12 protein-coding genes are annotated in these 13,931 nt (G+C 68.3%); 4 read left to right on the top strand and 8 right to left on the bottom strand.

From position 1 onward, the window contains the following. Positions 1 to 13 precede the first annotated feature (13 nt). The gene (locus ACQP1O_RS02575) at positions 14 to 892 is read left to right on the top strand and encodes a metallophosphoesterase family protein (RefSeq protein ID WP_433564319.1); all 879 of its coding nucleotides are present in this window, start codon (positions 14 to 16) and stop codon (positions 890 to 892) included. Here ACQP1O_RS02575 and ACQP1O_RS02570 read toward each other — a convergent pair. From ACQP1O_RS02570 to ACQP1O_RS02535, 8 genes are all read right to left on the bottom strand, one after another. Then, positions 881 to 2,260 (bottom strand): uracil-xanthine permease family protein, encoded by a 1,380-nt coding sequence (locus tag ACQP1O_RS02570; protein ID WP_433564318.1) that lies wholly within the window; start codon positions 2,258 to 2,260, stop codon positions 881 to 883. The two genes, ACQP1O_RS02575 and ACQP1O_RS02570, sit on opposite strands and share 12 nt — an antisense overlap. Positions 2,261 to 2,554: 294 nt before the next feature. Next, the gene (locus ACQP1O_RS02565) at positions 2,555 to 2,962 is read right to left on the bottom strand and encodes a hypothetical protein (RefSeq protein ID WP_433564317.1); all 408 of its coding nucleotides are present in this window, start codon (positions 2,960 to 2,962) and stop codon (positions 2,555 to 2,557) included. A gap of 66 nt (positions 2,963 to 3,028) precedes the next feature. Then, entirely contained in the window at positions 3,029 to 4,747 is a 1,719-nt protein-coding gene (locus ACQP1O_RS02560) for a multicopper oxidase family protein (protein ID WP_433564316.1), read from the bottom strand. A 245-nt stretch (positions 4,748 to 4,992) separates the two neighbouring features. After that, positions 4,993 to 6,144 carry an acetyl-CoA C-acetyltransferase gene (locus ACQP1O_RS02555; RefSeq protein ID WP_433567562.1) on the bottom strand — a complete coding sequence of 384 codons (1,152 nt, stop codon included), beginning with the start codon at positions 6,142 to 6,144 and terminating at the stop codon, positions 4,993 to 4,995. 83 nt (positions 6,145 to 6,227) lie between these two features. Then, a complete protein-coding gene (locus ACQP1O_RS02550) occupies positions 6,228 to 6,836 on the bottom strand; it encodes a TetR/AcrR family transcriptional regulator (RefSeq protein ID WP_433564315.1) in 609 nt (202 codons plus the stop codon). A 278-nt stretch (positions 6,837 to 7,114) separates the two neighbouring features. Then, positions 7,115 to 7,867 carry a hypothetical protein gene (locus tag ACQP1O_RS02545; RefSeq protein WP_433564314.1) on the bottom strand — a complete coding sequence of 251 codons (753 nt, stop codon included), beginning with the start codon at positions 7,865 to 7,867 and terminating at the stop codon, positions 7,115 to 7,117. 297 nt (positions 7,868 to 8,164) lie between these two features. Beyond that, complete coding sequence (locus tag ACQP1O_RS02540) at positions 8,165 to 8,959, bottom strand: SDR family oxidoreductase (RefSeq protein ID WP_433564313.1); 795 nt, start codon at positions 8,957 to 8,959, stop codon at positions 8,165 to 8,167. Continuing rightward, positions 8,956 to 10,176, bottom strand: coding sequence for an acyl-CoA dehydrogenase family protein (locus tag ACQP1O_RS02535; RefSeq protein WP_433567561.1), 1,221 nt, complete (start codon positions 10,174 to 10,176; stop codon positions 8,956 to 8,958). The genes ACQP1O_RS02540 and ACQP1O_RS02535 overlap by 4 nt, the downstream gene beginning before the upstream one ends. Before the next feature lie 71 nt (positions 10,177 to 10,247). On the opposite strand from ACQP1O_RS02535, the gene ACQP1O_RS02530 reads away from it, so the two are divergent. The 3 genes from ACQP1O_RS02530 (at position 10,248) to ACQP1O_RS02520 (ending at position 13,921) form a co-directional block, all read left to right on the top strand. Beyond that, positions 10,248 to 11,795 (top strand): FadD3 family acyl-CoA ligase, encoded by a 1,548-nt coding sequence (locus ACQP1O_RS02530; RefSeq protein ID WP_433564312.1) that lies wholly within the window; start codon positions 10,248 to 10,250, stop codon positions 11,793 to 11,795. 89 nt (positions 11,796 to 11,884) lie between these two features. Continuing rightward, positions 11,885 to 12,790 (top strand): enoyl-CoA hydratase, encoded by a 906-nt coding sequence (locus ACQP1O_RS02525; RefSeq protein ID WP_433564311.1) that lies wholly within the window; start codon positions 11,885 to 11,887, stop codon positions 12,788 to 12,790. Beyond that, positions 12,791 to 13,921 carry an acyl-CoA dehydrogenase family protein gene (locus ACQP1O_RS02520; RefSeq protein WP_433564310.1) on the top strand — a complete coding sequence of 377 codons (1,131 nt, stop codon included), beginning with the start codon at positions 12,791 to 12,793 and terminating at the stop codon, positions 13,919 to 13,921. Positions 13,922 to 13,931 lie beyond the last annotated feature (10 nt).

Raw genomic sequence — 13,931 nt, 5'->3', positions numbered from 1 at the left:
CCACCATGTGGCGATGGGGAATGTCCTGATTGTCGGAGACCTGCACGGGAACACCGCGCATGCGCTGACATTGATACAGGTCGCGGCACGGAATGACTGCGAGCGGGTGTTCGCGGTGGGGGACTTCGGGGCGTGGGAGCACATGCACTCGGGGCGGCGGTACTTCGACGTGGTGAACAAGGCGGCCAAGCGCGCCGGGGTCACCGTGTACTTCCTGGACGGGAACCACGACAAGAGCTCGCTGCTGCACGAGCTCTACGACGAGCATCCCGACGACGAGGGATTCCTGGTGTGCCGCAAGCACCTCCGGTACGCCCCGCGCGGGCACCGCTGGAACTGGGAGGGCACCAGCTTCGCCGCGTTCGGCGGGGCGCGCTCCACCGACAAGGGCTGGCGGCTGGCCCGGGAGGCTCGCAAGGCCGAGCAGGTCGCCAAGCGGCGCGGCTACGGCTCCTCGAAGCGGCCGGACACCGCGGGCATGCTGTGGTTTCCGGAGGAGGAGATGACCGACGCCGAGCTGACCGACCTGCTCGATGCCGACAGCTCACCGGTGGACGTGCTGCTCACCCACGACAAACCGCGCGCCTCGCAGCCGAAGTGGAATCGCAAGGACAAGGACGAGTGCTATCCCAACCAGGACCGCATCCAGCGGGTGGTGCGGACGCTGCGGCCCAGCGTGCTTTTCCACGGCCATCTGCACGTCCGCTACACCGACACCATCGCCTCCGGTGACGGGCAGTGGACCCGGATCGAAGGACTGGCCTGCGACCCGGAAGCCTCGCAATACCTGGAGTATTCGTCCGAGCACTCCTGGTACGCGCTGCAGCTGCCCTACGCCGGGGCACAGGCCGACGGGCCGGCCGAGGCCGAACCCCGTTCGCTACCCGCCTGATTCGTCGTAGGAGGAGGTGCCCTCGTCGAGCAGCGGCTCCTCCCCCTTGAAGTGCGCGGGCGCGAAGACGCGCAGCACGTGGTAGCCGGTGATGACGACCAGGGTGCCCAGGGCAATGCCGCTCAGGGTGAAGTTGCTGGTGAACTTCATGCTCACATTGCCGATGCCGATGATCAGGCCGGCGGCGGCGGGCACCAGGTTCAGCGGATTGCGGAGATCGACCCTGGCATTGGTCCAGATCTGCGCGCCCAGCAGGCCGATCATGCCGTACAGGATGACGGTGATCCCGCCCAGCACGCCGCCCGGAATGGCCGCGACGATGGCGCCGAACTTGGGGCACAGGCCGAACAGCAGCGCGAAGAACGCGGCGGCCCAGTAGGCGGCCGTGGAGTACACCCGGGTGGCGGCCATGACGCCGATGTTCTCCGAGTAGGTGGTGTTGGGCGGGCCGCCGACCGCGGTGGACAGCATGGAGGCCGCGCCGTCGGCGGCGATGGCGGTGCCGAGCTTGTCGTCCAGATCGGCGCCGGTCATCTCGCCGACCGCCTTCACGTGCCCGGCGTTCTCGGCGACCAGCGCGATCACCACCGGCAGCGCCACCAGCACCGCCGACCACTGGAAGGACGGGGCGTGGAAGCTGGGCAGGCCGAGCCAATCCGCCTTGGCCACGCCGGACAGATCCAGCCGCCAGTGATCGGTGACCTTGCCGCTGCCGTCGGCCGAATGGATCTGCCCGAATACCCGGTCCAGCACCCACGAGAGCCCGTACCCGAAAACCAGGCCCAGGAAGATCGCGATGCGCGCGAAGAATCCGCGCAGGCCGACCACGGCCAACCCGGTGAACAGCATGACCAGCAGTGCGGTCCACTGATCCTGCGGCCAGTAGGTCGAGGCGGTGACCGGGGCCAGGTTGAAGCCGATGAGCATGACCACCGCGCCGGTCACCACCGGTGGCATGGCGGCGTGAATGATGCGCGCGCCGAACCGCTGTACGGCCAGCCCGATCAGGAACAGCGCGGCGCCCACCACCAGGCAGGCGCCGGTAACCGTCGCGCTATTGCCGCCCTGCGCCCGGATCACCGCGGCCACACCCACGAACGACAGCGAGCAGCCCAGATAGCTGGGCACCCGGCCGCGGGTCGCGAGCAGGAACAGCACGGTCGCGACGCCCGACATCATGATGGCGAGGTTGGGATCGAGCCCCATCAGCACGGGCGCAACGAAACTCGCGCCGAACATGGCCACCACGTGTTGCGCGCCCAGCCCGAAGGTGCGCGGCCACGACAGCCGCTCGTCCGGCCGCACCACCGCCCCCGGCGCGGGCGAGCGGCCGTCGCCGTGCACCTTCCAGCGGACACCCAGATCCATGAACCGCCCGCTTTCTCCCTAAGGTCCGAAAATGGTCCGCGGCCATCCTAATCCGAGCAAACCTCCAGCTCTCGCGCATTCGCGATCCGGCCTCCGCCGCACCCGATCGGCACGAAATCGCCGTCCCGTGCGGACCGCGGCCTCGCCCCGGGCGGGCGGTCATTGCCCGCAACCTTCCGATCGACGCGGGGCAAGGCCTCGACCGATACCCCCCGCAACCTTGGGTCGGCACGCCCGCCGGCCGCGATCGGCAGCGCCGGGTCCGCATCCGATCGACCCGTCCCGGCGACCGGGTCAGGCCAAGCCGTAGCGCTGCCGGACGGCGGGCGGTAGGGCATACGGATTCGGGACGTCCACCGGCCGCGGGCCGGAGAATTGCTGCGGTGCACCCGTATTCGACCGTCCGGGCGCGGCCAGCAGAAACCGGCGCAGGGCGGCCGCGACCACGGGATCGGCGGTGAGCTCGCGGCGCAGGACGGCGGCCTGTTCGAGCGCACGGCCACGCGCCCGCTCGTGCGCACGCGAAACAGACTGTGCCAGAACGGCATCGGGTAGGACCAGATCGATGATCCGCCCGTCCGGTCCCACCTCGACACTCACTCCGTCCGCGACGGCACGGGCGCGCACCCGGTCGACCGCGTCCTGTATGTGCCCGGCCTTGCGTGCGACCGCTTCGAACCGGGCATCGACCGATTCCTGCATGGCTCCAACTCTAGGGATCCGAGGCGAGATGCCTTGGGGCATCGGCAACTTCGCACCCCCGCGCCATTACGGCCGGACGCGGATCTGTTGCATCATGTCGTGATCGGCGTGGTCGAGGTTGTGGCAGTGCCAGACATAGCCGCGGATCTCCGGAGTATCCGCCATCCCGCCTGCCATGCCGGATCCGTTGAGGGATATGGCCTCCGCACCCGGCGGCACCGGTATCACGGCATCGGGATCGAAGCCGAGCTCGTCCACCGAGGGCCACTTCACCATGATCCGGGTGATGGTGTCGGTGGGGCACTCGATGGTGTCCTTCCATCCCGCCTCCCAGGGCGGCGGCCCCTGCTCGGGCCCGATGGCGAACCCGTCGGCCGACGGCGCCCACCGGACGCCGAACCTGGGCGGATAGTTGGCGAAGAAGTAGGCCGAGGTGAGGATGGGCTGGCGGCCGATCACCCGCAGCCGGGCCAGGTGCAGATGGATGGGGTGGTCGAACGGCGTGGTGTTGACGATGTCCCACTGCTCGACGGTGCCGGCCCGGGCCAGGTCGATGTCCGAGCTCAGGAAGGGCAGGTTGTTCAGCGACATCATGGTCGGGAAGACGGCCGCGGCCCGGGAGTCGTCGTTGAGCCCGAGCAGGGTCATGGTGCGCACCGGGCCCGGCCGGTACGCCGGTTCCAGCGCATCGGGCTGACCGGCGCCGCCGCGCAGCTGGACCGGTATGCCGGCCGACGGTCCGTCGCCGGCGCCGATGAACCGCATGACGGGCCGTAGTTCGGGCGCCATGAACACGGCATTGCCGAGATCGTTCTGGGCGGTATTGATCAGGTCGACGGTCGCGCCGTCCTCGAGGCCGCTGAAATCGACCAGCAGGTCCACTCTTTCGCCGGGGCTGACCCGGATCGACGGTGTCGGCACCGGCGCATTCAGCAGGCCCAGATCGCCGCCGATGGCGAAGAACAGCATGCCGTTGGAGAACTCGAAAATGTAGGGCCGCGAATTGGATCCGTTGAGCAGCCGGAACCGGTAGACGGTGCGGCGCACGCGCAGCCACGGCCAGGCCACCCCGTTCACGCAGCACACGTCGCCCAGCTGTCCGGATTGGTTGTAGCCCTGCGGAATATAGGTGGCCACCATGGGTTGCAGGCTGCCGTCGGCATTGAAGGTGCGGTCCTGCACGATGAGCGGGACCTCGAACTCACCGCTGGGCAGGCCGAGCGGATTGTCGTCGCGGCCGGTGTCGAATTCGTCGCGCAGGTAGTAGATTCCGGCCAGTCCGGCCTGAATGTTCAGCCTGGTGATCCCCATGGCGTGGTCGTGGTACCAGAGGGTCGCGGCCTCCTGCCGGTTGCCGTACTCGAAACTGGGCCCGCCGCCATTGCGCCACCCGATGAGCGGATGCCCGTCGGAGCCGGGGGAATTCGCGCCGCCGTGCAGGTGCACGGTGAAGCGGGGATCGGTGCGATCCAGCTCGCTGACCCCGTGCATGGTGAGATCGACGTCCGCCGCCAGCACATGGGCACCGAGCTCATTGCGGAAACTGAGGTGCGACACCCGATCCCGGTACCCCTCCAGGGTCGGACCCAGCACCGGCTGCCCGAAACCCCAGCTACGGGTCTCCGGCAGATCGCGGTGATAGCGGTGCATTCCGGAGATGGCGGCCAATTCACCTGTGGCCGCGCGTATTTCGTGGATGGGCAGCTCGTCGACGAACGGCTCCAGCGCGGGCGAATGGTAGTTGAGCGGCGTGAACGTCGGCGCGGGCAGCGGCGGAACCGGCACGGGAGGTGGCGGTAGGGGCACGGGATCGGCTGCCGCCGAAGCCATATAGCCCATGCCCGCGATTCCGAGGGCCCCCAGGAGGAACCCCCTCCTCGGTAGGTTCTCCTTCATCATCCAGTTCCCGCCCCGGGCGTCACTCCGCAGTCAACTGGTCCATCGTCCGCCATCGGCGGACATCACGGGCGCGGAATGCGGAAGCCGCGCATCGAAATTCGGTGCGCGGCTTCCGGAAAGCGAATCCGGGACTAGACCAGGCGCTCGATGATGGTGACGTTGGCGGTGCCGCCGCCCTCACAGATGGTGAGCAGACCGTAGCGGCCGTTCACCCGCTCCAACTCGTTGAGCAGGGAGGCGAACAGTTTGGCACCGGTCGCGCCCAGCGGGTGGCCCAGCGCGATGGCGCCGCCGTTGACATTGACCTTGTCGGGGTTGGCGCCGGTCTCCTTGATCCAGGCCAGCACCACCGAGGCGAAGGCCTCGTTGATCTCGATGACGTCCATGTCGTCGATGGTCAGACCGGTCTTCTCCAGGGCCCACTTGGTGGCCGGGATGGGCGCTGTCAGCATGTAGATCGGGTCCGCGCCGCGCGCGCTCACGTGGTGGATGCGCGCCCGCGGGGTGAGCCCGTACTCCTGGACCGCCCAGTCCGAGGCCAGCAGGGTCGCGCTGGAGCCGTCGGAGATCTGGCTGGCCAGGGCCGCGGTGATGCGGCTGCCCTCGGCGAGCGGCTGCAGCCCGGCCATCTTCTCCAGGGTGGTCTCGCGCGGGCACTCGTCGATCCAGAAGTCGCCCACCGGCACGATCTCGCGGTCGAACTTGCCGTCCACGATGGCCTTGCGGGCGCGCTCGTTGCTGCGCAGCGCCCACTCCTCCATATCGCGGCGGGAGATGTCCCACTTCTCGGCGATCATGGTGGCCGAATTGAACTGCGACACTTCACCGGTGCCGTAGCGGTGGTCCCAGCCCTGCGCGCCGACGAACGGCGAGTCGAAGCCGTAGGCCTGCCCGGCCAGCATGGCCGCGGAGATCGGGATGGCGCTCATGTTCTGGACGCCGCCGGCCACGATCACCTCGGCGGTGCCGGACATGATGGCCTGGGCGCCGAAGGTGATGGCCTGCTGCGAGGAACCGCACTGCCGGTCCACGGTCACACCGGGCACCGACTCGGGGTAGCCCGCGGCCAGCCACGAGGTGCGCGCGATGTTTCCGGCCTGCGGGCCGATGGTGTCACAGCAGCCGAACACCACGTCGTCCACCGCGGCCGGGTCCAGGTTGGTGCGCTCGATGAGCCCCTTGATGGCGGCGGCGCCCAGATCGGCCGGGTGCACGGCGGCCAGCGAGCCGCCCCGCTTGCCGACCGGCGTGCGCACGGCGTCGATCACATACGCCTCACGCATCGGCGAATACTGACGGCGGGACGGTGCTGACATGGGGAACTCCTACTGGCTGCTGCTGCGGTGAAGTTGTCGCTGAGAGTTGGTTATGTGCGCTCTTCGGGGCTGGTGAGCCCGTCGAGCACGATGGTCAGGTACTGCTTGGCGAGGTTGTCGACGGTGATCCGGCCGCCGGGCTGGTACCAGCGCACCGACACCCAGACGGTGTCGCGCAGGAACCGGTAGGCCAGTTCGATGTCCATCTCGGGCCGGAAACTGCCGTCGGCGACGCCGTTGGTCAGCACCTGGTGCCAGAGCTCACGGAACTCGCTGTTGTATTCCGCGATGTAGTCGAATCGCGGTGTGCCGCTGAGTCGTTTGGCCTCGGCCTGGTAGATGGCGACGGCCGCGTGGAACCGGTCGAAGGATTCGTAGGAAGCGGTGACCAGAGCTTCCAGCGTGTCGCGGGCGGGGACGCCGGCCGCCACGATTTCGCGGTAGCGACCGAAGAGGTCGTCGAGGAACCCGCGCAGGATTTCGTCCACCATGGCTTCTTTGGAATCGAAGTGGTGGTAGAGACTCCCCGATAGAATCCCCGCCGCGTCGGCAATGTCACGAACCGTGGTGGCGCGCAGACCCCGTTCCGCGAACAGGTTCGCGGCCAGGCCGAGCAGCTCGGTGCGACGTGCTGATTTGGAGGGGTCAGGTTGGGTCACCCCGTCAATATACAACCAAGCATTTGCTTGGTCCACTGCGGTATTCAATTGCGCCGCCTCCGGCGTCGCGGGCCGCGGCCCTGCTACCTCGGTCTTCCCTCCTCCGCTACTCCGCTTCGCTCCCCCGCTCCGTCAGTGTTCAATTGCGCCGCCTCCGGCGTCGCAGGGCCGCGGCCCTGTTACCTCGGTCTTCCCTCCTCCGCTCCTCCGCTTCGCTCCCCCGCTCCGTCAGTCCAGACCGAGGCGGGCCGCGTCCTATGGGGATTGCAAGAGGAGGATCAGCGCATCGAGTACCGCAGCGGCGACGAGACCGACAGGTCGGCCAGCAGGCGATCGCAGATGACCACGGGTGACACCCCCGCCCGCGCCATCCGCGCCACCAGCGCCAACCGCCGTTCGGGACTGTCCCACTCGATGGTCAGCGGCTCCCGGCCCGGCCCGGCGTCCACGGTGGCCATGACCCGCGGGGGTATACCGTCGCGACCCGGTTCCTCGATGAGCTTGAGGACCATCCCCCGCTGCCAGGCCCGATAGGTCTCCATATCGGCGCCCACCACCAATTTGTCTGTGGCAGCACATAATCCCTGCGCGATACCGTCGGTGAAGGCGGCATGGTCGTAGCGCAGGCGGCGGCAGTTGCGAACCACCTCCAGCAGATCGGCCCGGACCTCGCAGAGCAGGGCCGTCCTTTTGCGGCGACGCCGATCCGCCTCGCTGTCCGAATACCCGATCCGGGAGAGGCCGATGCGGCGGGCGCGCTCGCGATCACGAACCATGTCCCGCCGCAACGCACCACGCGGGTCGCGTGTCACGTCGGTTTCGTCCACGGCGTGTTGTTCCAGGATCTGCGCCGCCCGCATGGCGGTGGCGCACTCGGAGTCGTGATCCAGTAATTCCGCACCCAAAGTCAGTGCGGCCAGAACGACATTGTCGAGTCTTCGGCGCGCTAGAACGACCTCACGCACCAGCTCGAGTTCCAATTCCTCGTGGGCCTGTGCTGGGGCTGCTTGTTGTCGGCGATCCGGACCCATGGGTCGTGCCCTTCGACTAGCGGTACCGGCCTAACCCAGGATTGCACAACCACACCCCCGACGCGCCAGCCATTTTCGGTGCGTATTTCCGATCCGCTTCCGGGCAAGCCGCAGGGAGGTGGAGGCGGTCGCGGCGCTGACGGTCTCGTTCTTCCCTCCTCCGCGCCTCGGCTGAGTCGGCCCAGAACGAGACGCGCCGCGAACCCCCGGTGGAGCATTCGAGAATTGCCAAAAACATCCGGCCCGCCTGAAATTTCAGGCGGGCCGGAGAAAAGTTCCGAGTGAATCGGATATTGGTCAGGCGCGCTGACTGGAAATGGAAACCACTTCGCCCGTGAGGTAGGTGGTGTAGTCGCTCGCGAGCATGGCGATGGTGGCGGCCACCTCCCACGGCTCGGCGGCCCGGCCGAAGGCCTCTCCGGCGGCCAGGCGGTCGAGCAGCTCGCCCGAGGTGACCTTGTCCAGGAACGCGTGCCGCGCGATGGACGGGGCCACCGCGTTGATGCGGACGCCGTATTCGGCGGCCTCGACCGCGCTGCAGCGGGTCAGCGCCATGACGCCGGCCTTGGCAGCGGCGTAGTGGGCCTGGCCGTGCTGGGCGCGCCAGCCGAGCACCGAGGCGTTGTTCACGACGACGCCGCCGTGGCCGGCCTCACGGAAGTACTTGAGCACCGCCCGGGTCGCCCGGAACGTGCCGTTGAGCGTGATGTCGAGGACCTTGTCCCACTGCTCGTCGGTCATGTCGACCACCGGCACCTCGCCGCCGAGTCCGGCGTTGTTGACCATGATGTCGATCCGGCCCAGCGCCGCCACCGCACCGGCGATGAGGGCGTCCACCTGCTCGGTCGAGCTGACGTCACAGGGCACGGAAGCGATTCGGCGGTCCGGGAATTCGGCCTGCAGCGCCTGCTCGGTCTCCTTCAGGCGACGCTCGTGCCAGTCAGAGATCACCACGTCCGCACCCTCGGAGAGCAGGCGGCGCGCGGTGGCCGAACCGATGCCGGTGCCCGCGGCGGCGGTCACCACCGCGATCTTGCCCGCGAGCAGGTTGTGGCCGGGGGTGATTTCGGGGGCGGTGGACAGGTCGGTCACGGTCGAGCCTCTCGGGGAAGTCCGAGCACGCGCTCGGAGATGATATTGCGCTGCACTTCGTTCGAACCTCCGTAGATGGTGTCCGCACGGGTGAAGAGGAACATGCGCTGCCAGGCGTTGAGGTCATCGCCCGGGCCGTCGGCGATCAGGCCGGGCGCGCCGAGCACGTCCATGGCCAGTTCGCCCAGGCCGCGATGCCAGTTGGCCCACAGCAGCTTGGTCACCGAGGCCTGCCCGGCGGCGGTGCGGGCATCCACGGAGGCTCCGTCGTGGCCGGACTCCAGGGTGCGCAGCACGTGTGCGCGCAGCACGCGCAGGCCGACCCACGCCTTGTCGAAACGGTCTGCGAGGACCGGGTTCTCGATCGCCCCGTTCTCCCGGGCCACGGCCTCGAGGTCGGCGAGTTCGCGCGCGTAGCGGATCTGCTGGCCGACGGTGGAGATGCCGCGCTCGAAGGTGAGCGTGCCCATGGCGACCTTCCAGCCGTCGCCGGGCTGCCCGACCACCAGATCGGCGGCGGTGCGGGCATTGTCGAAGAAGACCTCGTTGAATTCCGCGGTGCCGGTGAGCTGGATGATGGGCCGCACCTCGACGCCCGGCTGCTTCATGGGGACGAGCAGGTAGGACAGGCCGTGGTGGCGGGTCGAGCCCTTCTCGGTGCGGGCGACCACGAAGCACCAGTCGGACAGGTGCGCCAGCGAGGTCCAGATCTTCTGGCCGTTGATCACCCATTCGTCGCCCTCGAGCTGGGCGGAGGTGGTGACGGCGGCCAGGTCCGAACCCGCGCCCGGCTCCGAATAGCCCTGGCACCACAGCTCGGTGACATTGCGGATGCCCGGCAGGAAGCGCTTCTTCTGCTCCTCGGTGCCGAAGGCGATGACCGTGGGTCCGAGCAGTTCCTCGCCGAGGTGCGAAACCCGGCTCGGGGCATCGGCTTTGGCGTATTCCTCGTGGAAGATGACCTGCTGGCGCAGGGTGGCGTCGCGGCCGCCCCACTCCTTGGGCCAGCCCAGGCAGGTCAGGCCGGCGGCGGCGAGGGCGCGATCCCATTCGAGCCGCTCCTCGAAGGCCTCGTGCTCGCGCCCGGGACCACCCAGACCGCGCAGCTCGCGGAACCGGCCGTTCAGGTTCTCGGCCAGCCATTCACGCACCTCGGCACGGAATTCGGCATCCTCGGGGGGCTCAATCCCGCTGGCCGGTTCGGGGGTCTGGATCATGCTCACGTCGGTAGAGTAACCTACCAAGCACTTGCTTTGTTAGACCCATTCCCGGACAGCGAGGAAGCCCTGTGACATCTCCTCCGCAGACCACACCGCTCGCCCTGCACGCGGCCGCGCACGCCTACGGTGACGCGCCGGCCGTCGGCGACGGTGCCGTGCGACTGAGCTGGTCGCAACTGCTGGACTCGGTGCGTGAGACCGCGCGTGCGCTGATGGCGCGCGGCATTCAGCGCGGCGACCGCATCGGCATCTGGGCGCCCAACACGCATCACTGGGTGACCGCGGTGCTGGCGAGCCACTACGTGGGTGCGGCGATCGTTCCGCTCAATACCCGCTACGTGGCCGCCGAGGCGGCGGACGTGCTGTCGCGCGTGCATGCCAAGGCGCTGTTCATCACGGGCGAATTCCTGGGGCGCGACCGGCTGACCGAACTGCGGACCGCCGCACCGGAACTGGGCATCGAGACCACCATCGTGATCCCCGTCGAGGGCGAGGCCCCCGTCGAGGACGCCATCGTCTGGTCGGAACTGGGCAAGGTGGCCGAGGCGGTGAGCCTCGAGCAGGTCATCGCCCGTGCGGAATCGGTATCGCCGGACGATCTTTCGGACATCCTGTTCACCTCCGGCACCACCGGGCGCAGCAAGGGCGTGCTCATCGCGCACCACCAGGTGCTGAGCAGCGCCCGGGCCTGGGCCGACTGCGCGACGCTGAACAACACCGACCGCTATCTGATCGTGCCGCCGTTCTTCCACAGCTTCGGGTACAAGGCGGGCATCATCACCAGCCTGGTCACCGGGGCGACCATGATTCCGCAGGCCGTGTTCGACGTGCGGGAGACCATGCGGCTCATCCACGGCGAGCGCATCACCGTGCTGACCGGTCCGCCGACCATCCACCAGACCATCCTCGACCACCCCGAGCGCGACGGGGCGGACCTGTCCAGCCTGCGCGTCGCGGTCACCGGCGCGGCCACGGTGCCGGTCGTGCTCATCGAAAGAATGCGCAGCGAACTCGATTTCGAGGTGGTGCTGACCGCGTACGGGCAGACCGAATCCGGCGGGTTCGGCACCATGTGCCGGCCCCAGGACTCCAGCGAGACCATCGCCAATACCTGCGGGCGCACCATCGACGGCTTCGAGATGAAGCTCGCCGACAATGGCGAGCTGCTGCTGCGCAGCGACCAGGTGATGCGCGGCTACCTCGACGATCCGCAGGCCACGGCCGCGACCATCGACGCCGACGGCTGGCTGCACACCGGTGACGTCGCCGTCATCGACGACCGCGGATACATGAAGGTCACCGACAGGCTCAAGGACATGTACATCTCCGGCGGCTTCAATGTGTATCCCGCCGAAGTGGAACAGACCATGGCCCGGCTCGAGGGTGTCGCCGAGACCGCGGTCATCGGCGTGCCGGACGAGCGCATGGGCGAGGTCGGCAAGGTGTTCGTGGTGCGCCGGTCCGGCTCGGAGCTGAGCGCCGACGACGTGCAGTCCTACGCCAAGGCGCAGCTGGCCAACTTCAAGGTGCCCAAGTACGTGGAATTCCGCGACGAACTGCCCTACAACGCCGCCGGAAAGGTTCTCAAGCGGCAATTACGTGAGGAGACCGCGTGAGCGAGTCGAGCCCGGAGGCGCCGCTCCTCCACTCAGCGCTTGCGGAGCACAACCACGAAGGGCGCTCGATCACGCGTAAAGGAGACAGTGTGAGCCAGGAACTGGGTGCCATCCCGGACGAGGGCGAGGTCGTCCTCTATGAGAAGCGGGGGCCGATCGCGGTCGTCACGCTGAACCGGCCGGACTACCGCAATGCGCAGAACTCGGTCATGACCTACGCACTCGACGCCGCCTTCGTGCGGGCCGTCGAGGATCCGGAGGTCAAGGTGATCGTGCTGGGCGGCGCCGGAAAGCATTTCAGCGCGGGCCACGACATCGGCACGCCGGGCCGCGACCACCACATCAAGTACGAGAACAAGGCCGCGCTGTGGTGGGACCACACCGATCGCCCGGGTGGCGATCAGCGCTTCGCCCGTGAGTCCGAGGTCTACCTGGGCATGTGCCGCCGCTGGCGGGAGATCCCCAAGCCGACCATCGCCATGGTGCAGGGCGCGTGCATCGCGGGTGCGCTCATGCTGGCCTGGTCCTGCGACATGATCGTGGCCTCCGAGGACGCGTTCTTCTCCGATCCGGTTGTGCGCATGGGTATTCCGGGCGTCGAGTACTTCGCGCACCCGTGGGTGCTGGGGCCGCGCCGCGCCAAGGAGATCCTGTTCACCGGTGAACGCTTCACCGCCGCACAGGCTTACGAGTGGGGCATGGTCAATCGTGTCGTCCCACGCTCGGATCTGGAGACCGAGACCTTCGCGCTGGCCGACAAGATCGCGGAGATGCCGCAGTTCGGGTTGGCGCTGACCAAGAAGGCCGTCAACCAGTGTGAGGACCTCATGGGCATGCGGGCCGGCATGGACTCGGTGTTCGGGCTGCACCACTTCGCGCACGCCCACAATGCCGAGGTCGGCGCGGACTCGCTGGGCGGGATGAACGCCAAGTCCATGAAGGCCGCCGCGACCGGCCGCGAAACAGAATCCGCCAACAACGACGGGGCGAAATAAGTGGATCTCGAATTCGACGCCAAGACAGAGGAGTTCCGCGCCGAGGTGCGCGAGTTCCTGGCGGCCAATGTGCCCGCCACTCCCCTGCCCTCCATGGACACCGAGGAGGGCTTCGAGGCGCACCGCGCGTGGGAGGCCAAGCTCGCCGAGGCCCGCCTGTCGTGTGTGGCCTGGCCCGCCGAGTACGGCGGCCGCGACGCCTCGCTGACCGAGTGGGTCATCTTCGAGGAGGAGTACTACGCCGCGGGCGCGCCGGGCCGCGTCTCGCAGAACGGCATCTTCCTGCTCGCGCCGACCCTGTTCGAGCACGGCTCGCCGGAGCAGCTGGCCCGCATCCTGCCGAGAATGGCGCGCGCCGACGACATCTGGGCGCAGGCCTGGTCCGAGCCGGAGGCCGGCTCCGACCTGGCGGGCATCCGCTCCACCGCCAAGCGCACCGAGGGCGGCTGGCTGCTCAACGGTCAGAAGACCTGGAGTTCGCGAGCCTCGTTCGCGGACTGGGGTTTCGGCCTGTTCCGCAGCGACCCGGAGGCCGAGCGCCACCGCGGCCTGACCTACCTGATGTTCCCGCTCACCGCGGAAGGCATTACGGTGCGGCCGATTCCGCAGCTGGACGGCGAGCCGGGCTTCGCGGAGATCTTCCTGGACAACGTGTTCGTGCCGGATGCGGACGTGATCGGCGAGCCGAACAACGGCTGGAAGGTCGCCATGGCCACCTCCAGCAATGAGCGCGGCCTGTCGCTGCGTTCGCCGGGCCGGTTCAACGCCACCGCCAACAAGCTCATCGAGCTGTGGCGCGGCGCGGCCGCCGAGTCCGACACCGCCCTCGCCGACCGTGTGGTCGACGCCTGGGTGGGCGCGGAGGCGTACCGCCTCAATACCTGGGCCACCGTGACCCGGCTGGCCGAGGGCGGTCAGCTCGGCGCGGAATCCTCGGTGAACAAGGTGTTCTGGTCGGATCTGGACATCGCCATGCACGAGACCGCGCTCGACCTGCACGGCGCGGCCGCGGAACAGGAATCGGCCTGGACCGACGGCTACCTGTTCTCGCTGGCGGGCCCGATCTACGCCGGTACCAACGAGATCCAGCGCAATATCATCGCCGAACGCCTGCTCGGCCTGCCGCGATAGCCACCCGGAG

Origin of the sequence: Nocardia sp. CA-151230 (assembly GCF_050942175.1) — a bacterium.
Classification (GTDB): domain Bacteria; phylum Actinomycetota; class Actinomycetes; order Mycobacteriales; family Mycobacteriaceae; genus Nocardia.
The sequence above is the reverse complement of the archived record's forward strand: the minus strand, read 5'-3'. Positions and strand labels throughout refer to the sequence as shown.